We start from the raw sequence: 20,088 nt of genomic DNA on the forward strand, positions 1-20,088 counted from the left end.
TGCGGTACAGCCTCGGCCCCCCGATGCCAAGGCGCGGGGAATGAGGGGTGAAAGCTCAGTGTCTCGTGGCGAGGATCGGTCCGAGCACGTCGCCGACGCCGTTCACGGTGATCTGAGTGCCGATGCACAACAGCAGGAAGGCGAAGAGCCGGCCGAGGACCCGCGCTCCCACCGGACCGATGGCCGTCACCACCCGGTCGGCCGAGCCGTAGGTGAATCTCACCAGGATCGCGATGGCGAGGGCCGCCAGCGACATGCCGAGATAGAAGCCGATGCGGTCGGGGCCGGGAGCGGGCCGGTTCGACCCCAAGGCGATCGCCACCGCAATGGTGCCGGGGCCGGTGGTGAAGGGAAGGGTCAAGGGGAAGAACGCCACGTCGGCGACGCTGTCGCTCGTGTCATGGGTCGCCTCGGCATGTTTCCGGGCCTCGCGGACCTCGGGTGCGCTGAGCAGCGTCCAGGCGGAGGCCGCGACCACGAGGCCGCCGGCGATCCGCAGCGCACCCAGGGACACCCCGAAGAAGTTCAGGATCGGCGCCCCCGCCCATAGAGCCGCGAGCATGATCAAGGCGGAGTAGAAGCCGATGCGCTTGGCGATCTCCACTCGCTCCGGATGCGAATTCTGGGCGGTGATCTGCGAGAAGATCAGCGCCGAGCCCACCGGATTGACGATCGAGAACAGGCTGGAGAAGGCGAAGACGAAGCTGTGGAGCGCCGCCTCCGGATCGATGAGGCTGAACATGGAAGCGAATGCCTTGGAGCGGGTGTTCGGGTTCAACCCGGAGAAGGGGTGGGAACGAGGACCCTCGCCGGAGCGAAGCGGGCGGCCCGTTGCACCTGACGGACCGCCACCGGACGGTAGAGTTGCTTCGTGGCGTCGATGACATGGAGGCCCGCGAAGGGGAGGGAGAGGCCGGTGCCGACCTTCTCCCAGGCGCCGGCCGTCCGCAGCCAGAGCCGGCTGTTCACCGGGGGCATGTAGAGGGCCTCGGCCCATCCTTCCGGCGAGAACTGGGTGGTCCGCATCAGCCGTCCGAGCTGGGAGCGGCTATAGGGCTGGCCGTGGCCGAACGGCGTCGTATCGCGACGGGCCCAGACCCCGCGCCGATTGGGCACGACGAGGATCATCCGCCCGCCGGGCGTCAGCACCCGCCAGACGTCCTGCAGCAATTCGGTGGGGCTCTCCACCGATTCGAGGGCGTGGACCAGGATGACCCTGTCCACCGCCGCTTCCGGCAGGGGCATCATGGTTGGGTCGGCGAGGGCCGAGCAGGATCGCCCGCCGCCGGGCCAGTTCACGACGCCCTGGGTCGCCGGCATGAAGGCGAGGGTGCGCTCGGCGATCACGTGGACCGGCCCGAGATAGGGCGTCGCATAGCCGAGGCCGAGAACCCTCAGGCCGGAGACCGAGCCGAGGAACCCATGGATCGCCCGCCCGACGATGCGATGGGTCACACCGCCCAGCGGGCTGGCATAGAAGGCGCGCAGATCGGTCACGTCGAGGCGCATGGGGCGGCTTGCTCCGGCGCGGCCGGACGTTGTCGAGGTTGCAGGGTTCTTTGACGCAGGGTCGGAATCGGATCAATGGGGACGAGACCGCTCGCCCACAAGCCGGCACGCCGCGGAGGGCGGAACTCCTTGCCGCCGCGTCCGGTTCTGCCTCGAGCGACCCGTGCCATAGACAGGAACGCCTCGTGACCGTCTCCCGCCCCGAGATCCGCACCTTCCTCTGCCGCAGCGACAATATCGGCGTTCTGATCCGCGACCCCGCGACGGGCGCCTGCGCCGCCATCGACGTGCCCGAGGCAACTCCCGTGCTGAAGGCCCTCGACGAGACGGGCTGGACGCTCACGGACATCCTCGTGACCCACCGGCATCTCGACCATGTGGAGGGGATCCCGGAGGTGAAGCGGCGCACGGGCGCGAGGGTGACCGCTCCACGCAAGGCCGGCCCGGATGTGCCGGAGGTGGACGTCTCCGTCGCCGAGGGGGATCTCGTCCGGGTGGGTGATCTCGAAGCCGAGGTCTGGGAGACGCCGGGCCATTGCCTCGACCACGTCACCTACTGGTTCGCGCAGGCGGGGATTGTCTGCGCCGGCGATACCCTGTTCACCCTGGGCTGCGGACGGGTGGTGGAGGGCACGCCCGAATCGCTGTGGCAGTCGCTGCAACGGTTTCTTCCCCTGCCCGACGACACCCAGGTCTTCAGCGGCCACGATTACGTACTCGCCAACGCCCGTTTTGCCCTGGCCGCCGATCCCGACAACCAGCCGTTGAAGGATCGCGTGGCTCAGGCGGAGGAGGCCAAGGCCGCGGGCCGTTTCTTGATCCCGACGACCATGAAGCACGAGCGTGCGACCAATCCATTCCTCCGTTCCACGGAGCCCGATTTGGCTAAAGCAGTGAATCTCGCTCCTAATTCACCATCGGAGGTAGTGTTCACTGCATTAAGGGCCTGGAAGAACAGCTTCTGACCGGCTATGGCCCTCTGGCTGTCTCGGACTCAGCGAGACAAGCGGGGACGACGCCGACTCCGGATACGGCCCGCCCTCCTTATCAGCGCCGGCTGGAGTATCGATGGAGACGGCAGGTACGTCCTTTGTGGTCGGCTATGATTCGGCCGGCAGCGATGATGCTTCACCCATGATGGGTCTTCGTCCGCCCGACAGGTCCAAGGCTCGAATCGGCCGGACCAGCCCCGCACCGCTCTCGGTGGATGCGCGCCTCCTCGCGATTGCGACGGAACATCTGGCGCGCCTCGGGCACAAACGGGTGACGGTCGTGGCCGTGGCCGCCGAAGCGGGCATGACCCATGCCAACGTCTACCGATATTTTCCTTCCAAGGACGCCCTGCTCGACGCCGTCGCAGGGCGCTGGCTCCGGGATGTGGAGGCGGAACTCGCCCGCATCGCCGATGCGCCCGATCCAGCCGACGACAAGATCGAACGCCTGCTGATGGCCCTGGCGAGCGCCCAGCGCGAGGTGCTGGCGCGGGAGCCTCACCTGTTCGCGGTCCATCTCGACGCGACCGTTGCGGCACGGCCCATCGCCCGGCGTCATCGGGTGCGTCTGCGCAGCCTTGTCGAACGGGTTGTGGAGGAGGGAATCGCGGCGGGCGCCTTTGTCGCCAGGGACCGCGAACGGGCGATCGCCTACATCTTCGATGCGAGCTACCGGTTCACCCATCCGCTGGCGATGCAGCACGATTCCGACCTGCCCGTCGACCTGATCCAGGCACGCTTCGGCGCCGTGATCCAGGCCATCCAGAAAGTGCTGCGGATGGGCGCACTTTAGGCAAAGTGACAATTGTCACAACCTGTCACTGAAGCTTTGCCGTCGAACCGGCAATAGCTTCGGTCGCCTAAATCCTTCGAACGACAGGATTTTATCACAGCTGCCTTCTTTCGGCCCGATGCGCCTCTGGCCCGAACTCTGCTTGGCGCCGACCACGTCGGGTTGAAGCATGGGGACTTTTCCGCCACACCGTCGCGGCGAAATCAACGTGCGATCGCGACCTCGACAATGAGCCCGTCCGTTCGGACGGAGCATCGCGGATCGGCACCGATACTGGAGGTTCGTTTTCCATGGCACGCAGCAAGATCGCGCTCATCGGCGCCGGTCAGATCGGCGGAACCCTCGCGCATCTGGCGGGCCTGAAGGAACTCGGCGACGTCGTCCTGTTCGACATCGTCGACGGCGTTCCTCAGGGCAAATCCCTCGACATCGCGGAATCCGCTCCGGTCGACGGGTTCGATGCCACTTATACGGGCGCCAGCGATTATTCGGCCATCGCCGGGGCCGATGTGGTGATCGTCACAGCCGGCGTGCCGCGCAAGCCCGGCATGAGCCGCGACGACCTCATCGGCATTAACCTCAAGGTGATGGAAGCCGTCGGTACCGGGATCAAGGAGCACGCTCCGGACGCGTTCGTGATCTGCATCACCAACCCGCTCGACGCCATGGTCTGGGCACTGCAGAAGTTCTCCGGCTTGCCCACCAACAAGGTCGTTGGCATGGCCGGCGTGCTCGATTCGGCGCGGTTCCGCCACTTCTTGGCCGACGAGTTCAAGGTCTCGGTGGAGGACGTCACCGCCTTCGTGCTTGGCGGCCACGGCGACGACATGGTGCCGCTGGTTCGCTACTCCACCGTGGCCGGCGTGCCGCTGCCGGATCTCGTCAAGCTCGGCTGGACCACCCAGGAGAAGCTCGACGCCATGGTCGAGCGCACCCGCAAGGGTGGCGGCGAGATCGTGAACCTGCTCAAGACTGGCTCGGCCTTCTACGCCCCGGCCGCCTCCGCCATCGCCATGGCCGAGAGCTACCTGCGCGACAAGCGCCGGGTGCTGCCCTGCGCCGCCTATCTCAGCGGCGAATACGGCATCGACGGCATGTATGTCGGCGTCCCGATCGTGATCGGTGCCGGCGGTGTCGAGCGCGTCCTTGAAGTGGAATTCAACGTCGACGAAAAGGCCATGTTCGACAAGTCGGTGGGCGCCGTGAAGACCCTGATCGAAGCCTGCAAGACCGTGAACCCGGCGCTGGCCTGAACTCTCACAAGAAGCGTCGCGCGCCGGCGGGTTTCCCGTCGGCGTGAACGAGGCCGGTGTGTCGTGTCTTCCAATCCCGCGCGTTGCCGCGGGACGAGGCGAGGAAATGTCCTAATGAACATCCATGAATATCAGGCGAAGGCGGTGCTCAAGGAGTTCGGCCTGCCCGTCTCCCGGGGCGTGCCGATCTTCAAGCCGGAAGAGGCCGAGGCAGCCGCCAAGGAGCTGGGCGGTCCGGTCTGGGTGGTGAAGTCGCAGATCCATGCCGGTGGACGTGGCAAGGGCACGTTCAAGGGCGCGCCCGCCGGCGCCAAGGGCGGCGTGCGCGTCACTAAGTCCATCGACGAGGTGAAGCAATTCGCCGGCGAAATGCTGGGGCAGACGCTGGTCACGATCCAGACTGGCGAAGCCGGCAAGCAGGTCAACCGCCTCTATATCGAGGAAGGCGCGCAGATCGCCGCCGAGTTCTACCTGTCGATGCTCGTCGACCGAGAGACCGGACGGGTCGCCTTCGTCGTCTCCACGGAAGGCGGCATGGATATCGAGACCGTGGCGCACGACACGCCCGAGAAGATCATCACCTTCTCGGTCGATCCCGCTACCGGGATCATGCCGCATCACGGCCGGGCCGTCGCCAAGGCTCTCGGCCTCACCGGCGCGCAGGCCAAGGAAGCCGGCGACCTCACCACCAAGCTCTACGCGGCGTTCACCGCCAAGGACATGAGCATGCTGGAGATCAACCCGCTGGTCCTGACCGGCGATGGCCACCTCAAGTGCCTGGACGCCAAGATCTCGTTCGATTCGAACGCCCTTTACCGTCATCCGGACATCGTGGCGCTGCGCGACGAGACCGAGGAGGACGCCAAGGAGATCGAGGCGTCGAAATACGACCTCGCCTATATCGCGCTGGATGGCACCATTGGCTGCATGGTCAATGGCGCTGGCCTCGCCATGGCGACGCTGGACATCATCAAGCTCTACGGTGAGGAGCCGGCGAACTTCCTCGATGTCGGCGGCGGCGCGAGCGAGGAGAAGGTAACGGCGGCGTTCAAGATCATCACCGCCGATCCGCAGGTGAAGGGCATCCTCGTCAACATCTTCGGCGGGATCATGAAGTGTGACGTGATCGCCAACGGCGTGATCGCCGCGGTGAAGACGGTGGGCCTCGAAGTACCCCTGGTGGTGCGATTGGAGGGCACCAACGTCGAGAAGGGCAAGGAGATCATCCGGAATTCCGGCCTCAACGTGATCCCCGCCGACGACCTCGACGATGCCGCGCAGAAGATCGTCGCCGCCGTGAAGAAGGGCTGAGAGTACCCATGTCCATCCTGATCGACGCGAACACCAAGGTCATCTGCCAGGGCTTCACCGGCAAGAACGGGACCTTCCACTCCGAGCAGGCCATCGCCTACGGCACCAAGATGGTCGGCGGTACCTCACCGGGTAAGGGCGGCGCGAGCCATCTCGGCCTGCCCGTTTTCGACACCGTGGCCGAAGCCCGAGAGGCTACCGGTGCGACCGCATCGGTCGTCTACGTACCGCCGCCCGGTGCCGCCGATGCCATCTGCGAGGCGATCCAGGCGGAAATCCCGCTCATCGTCTGCATCACGGAGGGGATTCCGGTCCTCGACATGGTGCGGGTGAAGCGGTCGCTGGAGGGCTCGAAGTCGCGCCTCATCGGGCCGAACTGCCCCGGCGTCGTCACCGCCGGCGAGTGCAAGATCGGCATCATGCCGGCCAACATCTTCAAGCGCGGCTCGGTGGGCATCGTCTCGCGCTCTGGCACGCTGACCTACGAGGCCGTGTTCCAGACCTCGAATGCCGGTCTCGGTCAGACCACGGCGGTGGGTATCGGCGGCGATCCGGTGAAGGGCACCGAGTTCATCTCGATGCTCGAGCTGTTCCTGGCCGATGACAAGACCGAATCGATTGTCATGATCGGCGAGATCGGCGGTTCCGCCGAGGAAGAGGCAGCGCAGTTCATCGCCGACGAAGCCAGGCGCGGCCGTAAGAAACCTATGGTCGGCTTCATCGCCGGCCGCACGGCCCCGCCGGGCCGCCGCATGGGCCATGCCGGCGCTATCATCTCGGGCGGCAAGGGCGGAGCCGAGGACAAGATCGCCGCGATGGAAGCGGCCGGCATCCGGGTATCGCCGTCTCCGGCGCGTCTCGGCAGCACGCTGGTCGACGTCCTCAAGGGGTGAGGTTCTCGGGAATCTGTCACTTGTGTTGCGGTGCAAAATGGCTCCGCAGCATCTATCTAGGAAACGGCGCGGCTTGATCGCCGGGCCGACACGAACATCCCCATCGAAGCGCCCGTCGGCGCCATGGGGAGCAGGGGGCCGCCGCAGGGGTGGCCACTCCGCTAAGCGGTAGGATGATCGACGATGGCTCGCCAGGACGCGCTTCTCGAAACCTCGTTCCTCACCGGCGGCAACGCCGCCTATCTCGAGGAATTGCAGGCGGCCTATGCCCGCGATCCGCATTCGGTCGATCCGCAGTGGCAGGATTTCTTCAAGTCCCTCGGTGACGAGAGCGGCCTTGCCGAGAAGAACGCCGCCGGTGCCTCATGGCAGAAGCCGAACTGGCCGGTCCATGCCAATGGCGAGATGGTCTCGGCCCTGGACGGCAACTGGGCCACCGTCGAGAAGGCGGTGGGCGAGAAGATCCGCGCGAAGTCTGACACCGCGAAGATCGATGGCGCCAAGGCTGCCAACGGCGCAGCCGTCGTCGCCGCCAGCGGCGTCTCGGTCGAGCAGGCGACCAAGGATTCCGTCCGCGCGATCATGTTGATCCGCGCCTACCGCATGCGCGGCCATCTCCACGCCAAGCTCGATCCCCTCGGCCTCGCCCCGCGCGGCGACCACGAGGAGCTGCACCCCCAGCATTACGGTTTCGAGGAGAAGGATTGGGACCGTCCGATCTTCCTCGATAACGTGCTCGGCCTCCAATATTCGACCATCCGCGAGATCGTCGAGATCCTGGAGCGCACCTACTGCCAGACGCTGGGCGTCGAGTTCATGCACATCTCCAACCCGGAGGAGAAGGCGTGGATTCAGGAGCGTATCGAAGGCAAGGGCAAGGAGATCTCCTTCACGCCCGAGGGCCGGCGCGCCATCCTGAACAAGCTGGTGGAGGCGGAGGGATTCGAGAAGTTCCTTGACCTCAAATACACCGGCACCAAGCGCTTCGGCCTCGACGGGTCGGAATCGATGATTCCGGCGCTGGAGCAGATCATCAAGCGCGGCGGCGCGCTGGGCGCGAAGGAGATCGTGCTCGGCATGGCCCATCGCGGCCGGCTCAACGTGCTCTCGAACGTCATGTCGAAGCCGTTCCGCGCGATCTTCAACGAGTTCAAGGGCGGTTCGGCCTCTCCCGCCGAGGTCGAGGGCTCGGGCGACGTGAAGTACCATCTCGGTGCCTCGTCGGACCGCACGTTCGACGACAACAACGTCCACCTGTCGCTGACCGCCAACCCGTCCCATCTCGAGATCGTCGATCCGGTGGTGCTGGGTAAGGTCCGTGCCAAGCAGGACCAGCGGGCAAAGCCGAATGTCCAGCGCACCAGCGTCGTGCCGCTGCTCATCCATGGCGACGCGGCCTTCGCGGGCCAGGGCGTGGTCGCGGAATGCCTTGGCCTCTCGGGCCTGAAAGGACACCGCACCGGCGGGTCGATCCACTTCATCATCAACAACCAGATCGGGTTCACCACCGATCCGCGTTTCTCGCGCTCGTCGCCCTATCCGTCCGACGTTGCCAAGATGGTGGAAGCGCCGATCTTCCACTGCAACGGCGACGACCCGGAGGCCGTGACCTTCGCGGCCAAGATCGCCATCGAGTACCGCCAGAAGTTCGGCAAGCCCGTCGTCATCGACATGCTGTGCTACCGCCGCTTCGGCCATAACGAGGGCGACGAGCCGGCTTTCACCCAGCCGAAGATGTACCAGCGTATCCGCAAGCACCCGACGGCGCTGGAGACCTACGCCAAGAAGCTCATCGCCGAGGGCGTGCTGACGCAGGAGCAGTTCGACGCGCGCAAGGCCGAGTTCCGCTCGATCCTCGACGGGGAGCTGGAGGTCGCCGGCAACTACAAGGCCAACAAGGCCGACTGGCTCGACGGGCGCTGGTCCGGCTTCAAGGCCGTGCGCGAGGACGTGGACGATCCGCGCCGCGGTAAGACCGGCGTGCCGGCCGAGACCCTGCGCGAGATCGCCCAGCGTATCACCACGCCGCCGCCCGGCTTCCATCTCCACCGCACGATCCAGCGCTTCTTCGACAACCGCGCCAAGGCCGTCGAGACGGGCAAGGGAATCGACTGGGCGACGGCCGAGGCCCTGGCTTTCGGCTCGCTCCTCGTCGAGGGGCATCGGGTCCGGCTCTCGGGCCAGGACGTGGAGCGCGGAACGTTCTCGCAGCGCCATGCCGTGGTGATCGATCAGGAGAACGAACAGCGCTACACCTCGCTCAACTCCATCCGCGAGGGTCAGGCGAATCTCGAGGTCATCAACTCGATGCTCTCCGAGGAGGCCGTGCTCGGCTTCGAATACGGTTACTCGCTGGCCGACCCCAATTCCTTGGTTCTGTGGGAGGCGCAGTTCGGCGATTTCGCCAACGGCGCGCAGGTCGTCATCGACCAGTTCATCTCGTCCGGCGAGCGCAAGTGGCTGCGCATGTCCGGCCTGACGCTGCTGCTGCCGCATGGCTACGAGGGGCAGGGGCCGGAGCATTCCTCGGCCCGCCTCGAGCGCTTTCTGCAGATGTGTGCCGAGGACAACATGCAGGTCGCCAACTGCACGACTCCCTCGAACTACTTCCACATCCTGCGCCGTCAGCTGAACCGCGAGTTCCGCAAGCCGCTGGTGCTGATGACTCCGAAATCGCTCCTGCGGCACAAGCGGGCGGTGTCGAACCTCGACATGCTGGCGGAGGGATCGACCTTCCACCGCGTGCTCTGGGACGATGCGGAGCACGAAGACGACACGATCAAGCTCGTCAAGGACGACAAGATCCGTCGCGTCGTGCTCTGCTCGGGCAAGGTTTATTACGACCTCTACGACGAGCGCGAGAAGCGCGGCGTCAATGACGTCTACCTGATGCGCGTTGAGCAGCTCTATCCGTTCCCGCTCAAGGCGCTGGCCAACGAGATGGCGCGCTTCCGCAACGCCGAGGTGGTGTGGTGCCAGGAGGAGCCCAAGAACATGGGCGCCTGGTCCTTCGTCGATCCGTATCTCGAATGGGTCCTCGGCCAGGCTCAGTCGCAGGTCAAGCGGGCGCGCTATGTCGGCCGCCCCGCCTCGGCCTCCACGGCGGTCGGCCTTCTTTCCAAGCATCAGGCCCAGCTCCAGGCCTTTCTCAACGAGGCGCTGGCGGTCTGACGACCCCGGTATCCCCTTCTCCGACGCGACCAAACCATTCGGGCGGACAGAGCACCATGGCAACCGACATCCTCGTTCCTACGCTGGGCGAATCCGTGAGCGAGGCCACCATCGGCCGCTGGTTCAAGAAGCCGGGCGACGCGGTGGCGGCGGACGAGCCCCTGGTGGAGCTGGAGACCGACAAGGTCACCCTCGAAGTCAACGCTCCCGCCGCCGGCGAACTCGGTGAGATCCTGGCGAAGGACGGCGAGACCGTGGAGCCCGGCGCCCTGCTGGGGTCCATCGTCGAGGCCGGTGCCGGCGGTGGCGCGAAGGCTCCCGCTGCCAAGAAGACGGAGACCAAGGCCGACACCCGCACGGAAGAGGCGGCGGCGCCGAAATCGGACGGTGCCGAGAAGGCACCGGCGGAGGAATCTTCGGCGGCCTACGGCAATCACGGCGACGCCGGGGCGCCGGCGTCCGATCGCCCGGTCGGAGACAACGGCCCGGCCGTCGCCAAGATGGCGCGGGAATCCGGCATCGACCCATCGACGGTGAATGGCACCGGCAAGGACGGCCGCGTCACCAAGGGCGACATGATCGAGGCGACCTCCCGGGCGCCGTCAGCCCCGGCCCCTGCCCAGGAGCCGGCCCGCCAGGCGAAGGCTCCCTCTCCGCCGCGCCCCGCCTCGAAGCCCGACGATGCCGCGCGCGAAGAGCGCGTGAAGATGACGAAGCTGCGCCAGACCATTGCGCGCCGCCTGAAGGATGCCCAGGACACGGCGGCGATGCTGACGACGTTCAACGACGTCGACATGTCCGCCGTCATGGCCCTCCGCTCGCAGTACAAGGACATCTTCGAGAAGAAGCACGGCACCAAGCTCGGCTTCATGGGCTTCTTCACCAAGGCGGTGATCGGCGCCCTCAAGGACGTGCCGGCGGTCAATGCCGAGATCGACGGGACCGACCTCGTCTACAAGAACTACTACCACATCGGCATCGCGGTCGGCACCGATAAGGGCCTCGTCGTGCCGGTGGTGCGCAACGCAGATGACCTCTCCATCGCCGGCATCGAGAAGACGATCGCCGGGTTCGGCAAGAAGGCGCGGGACGGCAAGCTCTCCATCGAGGAGATGCAGGGCGGAACCTTCACCATCACCAACGGCGGCATCTACGGTTCGCTGATGTCGACCCCGATCCTCAACGCGCCGCAATCGGGCATCCTCGGCATGCACCGCATCGAGGAGCGTCCCGTCGTTCGCGCTGGCAAGATCGAGGCGCGGCCGATGATGTATCTCGCGCTCTCCTACGATCACCGCATCGTCGACGGGAAGGAGGCGGTGACCTTCCTCGTGCGCGTCAAGGAGGCGCTGGAGGATCCGGCACGCCTCGTGCTGGACCTCTAAGAATGCACTGGGTGGCGGTGCTCGCTTTTCTCTGTGAGCGCGCCTTCGCTGCCGGTGATGAAACACCTCCATTTCTAGGCATGGTGACTGTCGGGCTTCTCCTGACGGCCCTCACCTACATCGTGTTCGTTCCGACACGAGGTCTCATTCGAATTCTTCTCCGACTCGTTAGGTTGACTTGATGTCCTACGATCTCGTCGTCATCGGCACCGGCCCCGGCGGCTATGTCTGCGCCATTCGCGCCGCCCAGCTCGGACTCAAGACCGCCGTGGTGGAGAAGCGGGCGACCCATGGCGGCACCTGCCTCAATGTCGGTTGCATCCCGTCGAAAGCCCTGCTTCACGCCTCCGAGGCATTCGAGGAGGCCTCGAAACACTTCGCCGACATGGGCGTCATCGTCAGCGCACCGGAACTCGACCTCAAGAAGATGATGTCGTTCAAGCAGGACGGCGTCGACGGCAACACCAAGGGCGTCGAGTTCCTGCTGAAGAAGAACGGGATCGACGCCTATCACGGCCTCGGCCGGGTCGCCGGTGCCGGCCGCGTCGAGGTGCTGTCCGAGGATGGCGGCAACCAGATGCTGGAGACGAAGAACATCGTCATCGCCACCGGCTCCGACGTGACGAAGCTGCCCGGCGTGACGATCGACGAGACGATCGTCGTCTCCTCCACCGGCGCCCTCGAGCTTCAGTCCGTGCCAAAGAAGCTCCTCATCATCGGCGCGGGCGTGATCGGCCTCGAACTCGGCTCCGTCTGGCGCCGTCTTGGCTCCGAAGTGACCGTGGTGGAATATCTCGACCGCATCCTGCCGGGCATGGACGGCGAGGTCGGCAAGCAGTTCCAGCGCATCCTCGGCAAGCAGGGCATCGTCTTCAAGCTGTCATCGAAGGTCACCGGCGTCGAGGTGAAGGACGGCGCCGCCACCGTGTCAATTGAGCCGGCCGCCGGCGGCGATGCCGAGAAGCTCGAAGCCGACGTGGTGCTCGTTGCCATCGGCCGCGTGCCCTACACCGAGAAGCTGGGTCTCGAAACGGTGGGCGTGCAGCTCGACAACAAGGGCCGCATCCAGACCGACAGCCACTACGCCACCAACGTCACCGGCATCTACGCCATCGGCGACGTGATCGCGGGGCCGATGCTCGCTCACAAGGCCGAGGACGAGGGTGTCGCCGTGGCGGAACTCCTCGCCGGGCAATCGGGCCATGTGAATTACGGGGTGATCCCGAACGTGGTCTACACCTATCCGGAGGTCGCCTCAGTGGGGAAGACCGAGGAGGAACTGAAGAAGGACGGCATTGCCTACAATGCGGGCAAGTTCCCCTTCACCGCGAACGGCCGCGCCAAGGTGAACCACACCACCGATGGCTTCGTGAAGATCCTGGCGGATGCCAAGACCGACCGGGTGCTCGGCGTCCACATCGTCGGCGCGGATGCAGGCAACCTCATCGCGGAACTGGCCGTCGCCATGGAGTTCGGCGCCAGCGCCGAGGACGTCGCCCGGACCTGCCACGCCCATCCGACGCTGACCGAGGCGGTCAAGGAAGCTGCCCTCGCCGTCGGCAAGCGGGCGATCCACATCTGAGAAGCAGGGGCACTTTTTCCACCCCGCGCACCTCATCCTGAGGTGCGGCGACAGCCGCCTCGAAGGAGACCTCCAGGGATCGCTGCGCGAATTGGAGCCCTCCTTCGAGGCATCCGCTTCGCTCCTGCACCTCAGGATGAGGTGGCTGGCGGGATGCATGTCGTACTCGGCGGTTTGAAACCTGAGCGAGCCGGATGCCCTACGAACTCTATTATTGGCCGACGATCCAGGGCCGCGGCGAGTTCATCCGCCTCGCCCTGGAGGATGCCGGCGTCGAGTATGTGGATGTCGCCCGGGGGCGGGAGGAGGACGGACAGGGCCTCGGCGCCATGGCGGACTTGCTGGAAGATCCGTCGATCGCCCGGCCCGCCTACGCGCCGCCCTTCCTCCGGGATGGCGACGTCGTCATCGGCCAGACCGCGGCGATCCTGCTCTATCTCGGTCCCCGGATCGGTCTCGCACACGCCAGCGAAGCCGACCGCCTCTGGACCCACCAGATCCAGCTGACCGTTGCCGATGTGGTGGCGGAAGCTCACGACACCCACCATCCCATCGCGGTGAGCCTCACCTACGAGGACCAGCAGCCCGAAGCGCTTCGGCGGGCGAAGGATTTTCAGGCGAACCGGATTCCGGAGTATCTCGCCTGGTTCGACCATGTGCTCGGCCGTAACGACGGCCTCCATCTCGTCGGAGGGGCCACGACTTACGCCGACCTGTCCCTGTTCCAACTCGTGGACGGGTTGCTCTACGCCTTCCCACGCGCGACGGAACGGACCCTCACCGAGAACCGCCACGTCGCCGCCTTGCACGACGCCGTCCGGCAACGGCCGAGGATCGCGGCCTATCTGGCGAGCCCGCGCCGCATTCCCTTCAACCAGCAGGGGATCTTCCGGCACTATCCAGAACTCGATCCGTAGCGCGCGCACCCGCACGGGGATGGGCCTGATCGAACGCATCCATCAGGCGTGCGGCGTCGACCTTGGTGTAGAGTTGCGTCGTCGAGAGCGAGGCGTGGCCGAGCAGTTCCTGGATCGCGCGCAATTCTCCCTGCCGGGCCAGGAGGTGCGTGGCGAAGGAGTGCCGCAAGGCATGGGGCGTGGCGCTGTCCGGCAGGCCGAGGGCACCGCGCAGGGAGGCCACCGCATATTGGATGATCCGTGGGGAGAGCTTGCCGCCTTTCACGCCCACGAAGAGAGGCCCTTCCGGATCGAGCGCATGGGGGCAGGCCGCGAGATAGTCCGCCACCGCCTCGGCCACGACGGGAAGGATCGGCACCATCCGTTCCTTGCCGCCTTTGCCCATCACCGTCACCGACTCCACCCCCGGTACGGGCGCATCGCGGCGGGTTAGGCCGAGGGCTTCGGAAATGCGGAGGCCGGAACCGTAGAGAAGAGCGAGAACGGCGGCGTCACGCGCCAGAACCCAGGGCTCGCGGGATTCCCCGGCGCGGATGTCGATATCGGTCAAGGCGCGGGCGGCGGCGATGGGAATCGGGCGCGGCAAGCGCCGCTCGACCTTGGGCGAGCGGATCGCCCCGAGGGCCGACACGCTGCCGTGACCGTCCCGTTCGAGGTGCCGCGCGAAGGAGCGAAGGCCCGCGAGCGCGCGCATCAGCGATCGACCGCTCACCGTCTCGGCCCGGCGCGCTGCCATGAATCCACGGATGTCGCGGGGCTTCAATGCGACGAGCCCGGCGATTCCGACCGTGCCGTGCCGGCTCTGCAGGTGGTCGAGGAACTGCCGTAGGTCGCGGGCATAGGCTTCCACCGTGTTCGCGGCCATCCGGCGCTCGCGCAGCAGACTGTCCTGCCACGCCATGGCGACGGACCGGACTGCCTCGTCACCGGGAAAGGCAATGGCGCTGGCAGTGGCAGGTGAAGGCGGAGCGTGGAGCATCGCGCGGTGATCCGGGAGCGAAAAGCCCACTCAACGCCACCGAGGTTGACGGAGCGTTGCCGACGGGGCGAGGAGATCGAGGCGGTGGTCGGCTGTTTCACGGAACGGCGCAGCGGCTCAGCGCTTGATCATCGCATCCTACCCCTGTCGTCCCTCCCGATCCGAGCCCGCATGCCCGAGACACGCATCGTCTGCATCCGCCACGGCGAATCCACCTTCAACGCAGCCCATCGCCTCACCGGGCGCGATCCCGGCCATATCGATGCCCGGCTGACGGAGCGGGGCATCGCCCAGGTCGCGGCGGCCCGGGATCGGCTGCGGGAAATTCCGTTCGATCTGGTGGTGACCTCCCCGCTCACCCGCGCCATCCAGACCACCGCCGGCATTTTCGGCGACCATCCGGCCAAGCCCGAGATCCTGGTGGAAGTGCTCCATCGCGAATGTCAGGAGAGCAGCTGCGATGTCGGGCGCGCCGCCTCCGTGCTGAAGGCGGAATTCCCGCATCTCGATATCGATCACCTGCCCGAAATCTGGTGGCATGCCGAGGGTGAGCCGATCGCGGAGGGCGTCCATGTGGAGCCGCGCCATCTCTTCGATCGTCGCGTGGCGACGTTCCGCGACTGGCTGACCGAGCGGCGCGAGCGGACCATCGCGGTCGTCGGCCACGGCACGTTCTTCTTTCACCTCACCGGCATCTGGCTCGACAACTGCGCCACCACCGAACTCGACCTCGCATCGGGGCCGGTGGCCGTCTGAGCCGAGGCGGCGGAGATCACCCGCCTCGTCGAACCTGTCGGCCCAGGCTCAGGACGCGCTCGCCCGCGCCGCATCCAATCGTTCCTGCGCCTGAACGAGATCGATGTCCGGCGCCTGCCGTCCGATGGTCAGGGCCTCGTCGAGGATGGTCGCTGCGCTGTCCCAGACGCCCTCGGTGAAGGGCGATGCACCTTCGGCGACCTCGGCCGCTGACCGGGCATCGGTGGCCGACTTCACGGCTGCCACCGCGCTGCGAGCGATGGCCGAGGCGAGGGCTCCCCGTCGCCAGTCCCGCTGCTGCGACGCGGCCTGGGCCACGGTCCCGCCGCGCCACGCAGCGGCCTGCGCAGCCAAAAGACCCGCATCGAGATCCTGGGCTTCGTCGCAGCGAGCGGCGAGATCAGCAAAACCTGCCCGGTCGAGGAGAGGCGGCAGGATCCGACGAATGCTTTCCAGGGCGAGGAAGCGGGTGCGTTGCTCCTCGATCTCCGCCGTATCAGCGGAGCCGGAGAGGCGCAGGACGAAGGCCATCAAGCGAGAGCGCTGGTGATCCGGCATCGCGTCGTTGAGGCCGAGCGCGTAGGCGGCGAGGGGTTTCGAGAAACACGGCGGACAATCCGAAGAGGAGCGGATCGACCGGTAGGGTAGGCCGGCCGCGACGACCGCCGCCTCGTTGATGCAGGTCCCGCCATCTGGGCCGGGGAAGGGGTGCGAGCCGGACAGCAACCGCCAGTGAAGGATGTGCTCGAAACCTGATGCCATGCGGGCCGGCTCCGTCGGTTTCACGGGAAAACCCCGCCGCGAACCGGCGGTTCACCCGAAACCTGCCACAGGACGGCAATCCGTGACGAGGAAAATCTTATCCGCCCACGCCCACGCCCACGGCGAGTCCCGCCAGCATGGCGATGCCGAGCACGAAGACGAAAGCGCCGGCCAGCAATTCGAGCCCACCTACGGCGATTGCCCCCGTGGAACCGCGCCCGCCCGCGAGACGCAGGGCCAGGGCCTTGGCGAAGACCGCCAAGCTCGCCAGCATCCCGGTGGTCAGGGCCGTGCCCAGAGCCATGGCGAAGGTCGCCGCGATGCCCGCCGCCAGGATGCCCTGCGATGCGGAAAAGACGAGGATGAGGATCGCGCCGGCGCAGGGGCGTGAGCCGGCTGCGATCACCACGCCCGCCCTCTCGCGCCAGGAATCGAGGCGGCCGATGGCGCTGGCGTCGGTGAGGTGGACATGCCCGCAGCCGGGCGCGCAGGCGACCGGGCCACTGCCGTGAACGAGTGCCGCCAGTCGTCCGGCCTTCCGCCACGTCACCGTGAGGCCGAGGAGGACGACGAGGGCGAAGCTTACTGTCTCGATCACCGTGCCGGCCCGCGTCATACCGGCGGCGGTGGCGTTGAGAAGAAGATTGCCGATGGCGACGATGGCAATGGCGACGAGAGCCTGGAGCAAGGCCGCGGCGGCGCTGAGGGAGAAGCCGCGCGCCAGCGCCCGCTCCCCGGCCACGATGTAGCCGGCGATCACCGCCTTGCCATGGCCCGGTCCGGCGGCATGGAACACGCCATAGCTGAAGCCGATGAGGACCATCGGCCCCCAGCTTCCGCCCTGCTTGATCGCGGCGACGGTGGCTTGCAGGCTGCGTGAAAAGCTCGATTGCATGGCGAGCAGCCAGCCGCCGATCCCGGTGGCCGACGGGGCCGCCTCGCGCAAGCCCATGCCGAAGGGCGAGCGCGGCGGCGGAGCCACGCCGGAGCCGATGAGCAGCGACAGCGACGCGAGAGCGAGGGCGACGAGGGCGATGGCCCCCAGCGCCAGGGCGAACTGTAGGGCGAGGCTGCTGCGGGACGTCGCCGGCGCGGTGATGGCGGTGCCTACGGACATGCGACGATGATCCGGTTAGCGAACTGGACGCCGTAGCTGGAGGCGTTCGTGAGGGCTTCGAAAAAGGCCTCCGACATGCCCGGCTTGGCATCGGCGGTCTTCGGCGCCTCCTTCTTGGGGCGGGTCATCGTCGCGGCGCAGCCGGAGGGAGCCCCAACGAGGCGGGCGGTGTCGGCATCCTCCGAGAGGCTGAACGCGACGAAATAGGTCGGGTCGAAGACTTCCAAGGCGGCGACTCCGCGCCCCTGCGCCACCGGTGATTTCAGCGGGAGAAGAAAGCTGAGGGTCAGCTTGTCGCCGTCCATTCTCATGCGCGGCTCCACCGGGTCGCCGAAAGCCTGGTCCTTGCCGCCGATCTTGAGCTTGGTGAAGTAGGCGAATCCCGCGAGACTGGCCGTGTTGTCGGCGGCGAGGCCCGCGAGTTCGTCCGGGGAAACCGTCCCGTCGCCGTCGGCGTCGAGCCCCTGTATCAGCGAGGCCGAGTAGCTGGCATCGAAGGTCCAGGCGTGACGGATGCCGGTCACCTTGCCGCCCTCGCCGTAATCGATCTCCGCCTTCGATGTGACCCAGACATGCGGATGCGCCGATGCCGGAGCAGCGAGGCTAAGGCCGAGGACGATGGCCGCCGCAGAGGACGCGACGAAGGAGCGCGCGGAGAGGTGAGCGATCGGCGAAGCCATGCTGGACGCTCGCGAGTCAAGGTAAACAAAATCTCAACGCACGGTGCATCAGCGACCGGCGACAGGGATGATCTCCTCCGATTTCAGTGGGGCGAAAGCGAGGCGCGACCTTCCGTCAAGCGGCCCGGACGCTGGCGAGAAACCCCGCAATGCTTTCGTCGAGGGCGAGGCTCGCCGCCGCCACGCGGCCGGCGACACTCCTCACCGATTCGGCGGCCTGTGCGCTGGACGCGGCGGCTTCCTCGACCGTGGCGATGCCGCCGGACACGGCGTCCGCGCTGGCCTCGGCATCCGCGACGCTGTCGGCGACGCGCGCGCCCGCGATCCGCTGAGCCTCGAGAGCAAGGGCCACGGCCGCATCCGCGCCTGCCATCTGATCCATCGTTCCGCCGATCGCTTCCACCGCCCGGAGCGTATCCTGAGCCGCGCCACGCATCGCCTCGATCTGTCCCTTGATCGCCTCGGTGGCACCGGCCGTCTGGGCGGCCAGCGCCTTCACCTCGCCGGCGACAACCGCGAAGCCGCGTCCGGCTTCGCCCGCCCGCGCCGCCTCGATCGTGGCATTGAGGGCCAGGAGATTCGTCTGCGCGGCGACGGTGGCGATAGTCTCGACCACGGTGCCGATCTCACGCCCCGCCTCGGTAAGGAGGGCGGCGGCCCGGCGCGTCGCGGTGACCTCGCGGTGTGCCAGTTCGCCCAAGCCATCGCGGATCCGCGATTGCCGGTCGATGGCCTCGCTACCTCCCGCGACATCCGCGCTGGCGGCCGCGGCCCTGCGCACCTGCTGCCCCGCGCCGGCCGCACCTTCCGAAACGATGGTGGTCTGATCCCGCGTGAGCCGCACGGCGTCCGACACCGCCTCCGCCGCGCCCGCCATGGCAGCGGCGGCGCTCGACAGATCCTGCGCCACCCGCTGAGCTTCCTCCTCGAAGGCCTGCGCGGCGGCCTCAAGGCGCGCGGCCCGCTCGGCTTCCAGAGCGGAATGGGCCAGCGCGCGCGCATCGCCTTCGACCTTGTCGACGATGACCGTCCGCAGCACCGCAATGGAGCGGGCCATGGTTCCAATCTCGTCGCGGCGCTCCATCAACGGAATGGCACGGGTGAGATCCATGGCGGCAAGGGCATCGATCGCCGATCCGAGCCGGGCCAGCGGTTGGCGGATTTCCTTGAGGACGAGCCACAATGCGAAGCCGAAGGTGACGAGGATCACCGCACCGGAGGCCACGAGGCTGATGATACGGGTCCGCTCGATCTCCGCCACGGTCTCCGCGCGTTCGTTACCGAGGCGCGTGAGCGTGTCCTTGCCGATGCGCGTAATCGCGGACACCATCCTGGCAAGGCTCGCCACCGTGGCCTCATCGGTCCCCTGGATGAGCGCGGCCTTCGGGGAGATGGTGAGGCCGAGTTCCGCCGTATCGGTCTGATAGGCGAGGAACTCCTTCAGCATCAGGTCGAGCTTGAGGCGATCCGCGTCGGGAACATGCCCGGCGATCCGACTCAGAAACACGCTCTTCTGCTGCTCGACCTCGGCGAGCGCGGTCTTCAGGGCACCGAACTTGGCCTTGGCGTCCTCGGTATCCTCCGCCGTGTAGACCGCGCCCGCCGCCACCACCGTCCGTTCGATGGCGAGGGCAAGGCTCTGCGCCGACAAGGCCTGTTCCCAGACCGAATCCATCTCCGCGGCGCGCGCCTGCTGATGCAGGACGACACGATCGTTGAAGAGGGACAGCGCGCAGGCACCGAGCGCGAGAAGCCCCATCACCGCCGCGAGTTTGTTGCCGAGGGAAAGGCGCATCGATGTGATCCGTCATCAGGGGCTATCGCGAAGCTGATGACGGCCGAACCTTGCCGGGAGTTTAAATCGAGGCGGCTAACGAATTGAAAGAATTGGAATAAACGCCTCGGCCCGCCCGTAAGGGGTGGCCCCGGGCATCGATGGATACGGATGACCGGGGAAAACGCTGCTCAGCAGACTGTCAAATCGGCGA

The 20,088-nt window shown here is 66.8% G+C and carries 17 protein-coding genes; 10 read left to right on the forward strand and 7 right to left on the reverse strand.

Annotated elements, in window-relative coordinates:
* Window positions 1–55: 55 nt before the first annotated feature.
* Together ASF26_RS07165 and ASF26_RS07170 are read right to left on the reverse strand one after the other, a co-directional pair.
* A complete protein-coding gene (locus tag ASF26_RS07165; RefSeq protein WP_056251473.1) occupies window positions 56–742 on the reverse strand; it encodes a MarC family protein in 687 nt (228 codons plus the stop codon).
* Between the two features lie 32 nt (window positions 743–774).
* Complete coding sequence (locus ASF26_RS07170; RefSeq protein ID WP_018045799.1) at window positions 775–1,509, reverse strand: class I SAM-dependent methyltransferase; 735 nt, start codon at window positions 1,507–1,509, stop codon at window positions 775–777.
* 185 nt (window positions 1,510–1,694) lie between these two features.
* Between ASF26_RS07170 and gloB the strand changes: the two genes are divergently transcribed.
* The 9 genes from gloB to ASF26_RS07220 all read left to right on the forward strand — a co-directional run bounded on the left by gloB (window position 1,695) and on the right by ASF26_RS07220 (window position 13,806).
* Window positions 1,695–2,474: a hydroxyacylglutathione hydrolase gene (gloB, locus tag ASF26_RS07175; RefSeq protein WP_056251477.1), complete on the forward strand. Its 780-nt coding sequence runs from the start codon at window positions 1,695–1,697 to the stop codon at window positions 2,472–2,474.
* 169 nt (window positions 2,475–2,643) lie between these two features.
* A complete protein-coding gene (locus tag ASF26_RS07180; protein ID WP_244475858.1) occupies window positions 2,644–3,294 on the forward strand; it encodes a TetR family transcriptional regulator in 651 nt (216 codons plus the stop codon).
* Window positions 3,295–3,584: 290 nt separating this feature from the next.
* Window positions 3,585–4,547 (forward strand): malate dehydrogenase, encoded by a 963-nt coding sequence (gene mdh, locus ASF26_RS07185; protein ID WP_056251480.1) that lies wholly within the window; start codon window positions 3,585–3,587, stop codon window positions 4,545–4,547.
* A gap of 114 nt (window positions 4,548–4,661) precedes the next feature.
* Window positions 4,662–5,858, forward strand: a complete 1,197-nt coding sequence (gene sucC, locus ASF26_RS07190) for an ADP-forming succinate--CoA ligase subunit beta (protein ID WP_018045795.1) — start codon at window positions 4,662–4,664, stop codon at window positions 5,856–5,858.
* 8 nt (window positions 5,859–5,866) lie between these two features.
* Window positions 5,867–6,751, forward strand: coding sequence for a succinate--CoA ligase subunit alpha (gene sucD, locus ASF26_RS07195; protein ID WP_056143170.1), 885 nt, complete (start codon window positions 5,867–5,869; stop codon window positions 6,749–6,751).
* A 183-nt stretch (window positions 6,752–6,934) separates the two neighbouring features.
* On the forward strand, window positions 6,935–9,922 hold the full coding sequence (locus ASF26_RS07200; protein WP_056251483.1) for a 2-oxoglutarate dehydrogenase E1 component: 2,988 nt from the start codon (window positions 6,935–6,937) through the stop codon (window positions 9,920–9,922).
* 56 nt (window positions 9,923–9,978) lie between these two features.
* Entirely contained in the window at window positions 9,979–11,307 is a 1,329-nt protein-coding gene (gene odhB, locus ASF26_RS07205) for a 2-oxoglutarate dehydrogenase complex dihydrolipoyllysine-residue succinyltransferase (protein WP_056251486.1), read from the forward strand.
* Window positions 11,308–11,488: 181 nt separating this feature from the next.
* Entirely contained in the window at window positions 11,489–12,889 is a 1,401-nt protein-coding gene (lpdA, locus tag ASF26_RS07215; RefSeq protein ID WP_056251493.1) for a dihydrolipoyl dehydrogenase, read from the forward strand.
* 194 nt (window positions 12,890–13,083) lie between these two features.
* A complete protein-coding gene (locus ASF26_RS07220) occupies window positions 13,084–13,806 on the forward strand; it encodes a glutathione S-transferase (protein ID WP_056251497.1) in 723 nt (240 codons plus the stop codon).
* Here ASF26_RS07220 and ASF26_RS07225 read toward each other — a convergent pair.
* A complete protein-coding gene (locus ASF26_RS07225) occupies window positions 13,760–14,707 on the reverse strand; it encodes a tyrosine recombinase XerC (protein WP_244475865.1) in 948 nt (315 codons plus the stop codon). The genes ASF26_RS07220 and ASF26_RS07225 overlap by 47 nt on opposite strands.
* A 249-nt stretch (window positions 14,708–14,956) precedes the next feature.
* Between ASF26_RS07225 and ASF26_RS07230 the strand changes: the two genes are divergently transcribed.
* The gene (locus tag ASF26_RS07230) at window positions 14,957–15,541 is read left to right on the forward strand and encodes a histidine phosphatase family protein (RefSeq protein ID WP_056251501.1); all 585 of its coding nucleotides are present in this window, start codon (window positions 14,957–14,959) and stop codon (window positions 15,539–15,541) included.
* Between the two features lie 48 nt (window positions 15,542–15,589).
* Here the strand turns inward: ASF26_RS07230 and ASF26_RS07235 are convergent, their stop codons facing one another.
* The 4 genes from ASF26_RS07235 to ASF26_RS07250 form a co-directional block, all read right to left on the reverse strand.
* Window positions 15,590–16,303, reverse strand: a complete 714-nt coding sequence (locus tag ASF26_RS07235; RefSeq protein WP_056251504.1) for a hypothetical protein — start codon at window positions 16,301–16,303, stop codon at window positions 15,590–15,592.
* 97 nt (window positions 16,304–16,400) lie between these two features.
* On the reverse strand, window positions 16,401–17,420 hold the full coding sequence (locus tag ASF26_RS07240; protein WP_056251507.1) for a nickel transporter: 1,020 nt from the start codon (window positions 17,418–17,420) through the stop codon (window positions 16,401–16,403).
* Window positions 17,411–18,100 carry a DUF1007 family protein gene (locus ASF26_RS07245; RefSeq protein WP_056251510.1) on the reverse strand — a complete coding sequence of 230 codons (690 nt, stop codon included), beginning with the start codon at window positions 18,098–18,100 and terminating at the stop codon, window positions 17,411–17,413. Before ASF26_RS07245 ends, ASF26_RS07240 begins: the two co-directional genes overlap by 10 nt.
* 115 nt (window positions 18,101–18,215) lie before the next feature.
* Window positions 18,216–19,895 (reverse strand): methyl-accepting chemotaxis protein, encoded by a 1,680-nt coding sequence (locus ASF26_RS07250; RefSeq protein WP_056251513.1) that lies wholly within the window; start codon window positions 19,893–19,895, stop codon window positions 18,216–18,218.
* Between the last annotated feature and the right edge of the window lie 193 nt (window positions 19,896–20,088).

It is taken from the genome of Methylobacterium sp. Leaf93 (genome assembly GCF_001422345.1).
GTDB classification, from domain to species: Bacteria; Pseudomonadota; Alphaproteobacteria; order Rhizobiales; family Beijerinckiaceae; genus Methylobacterium; species Methylobacterium bullatum.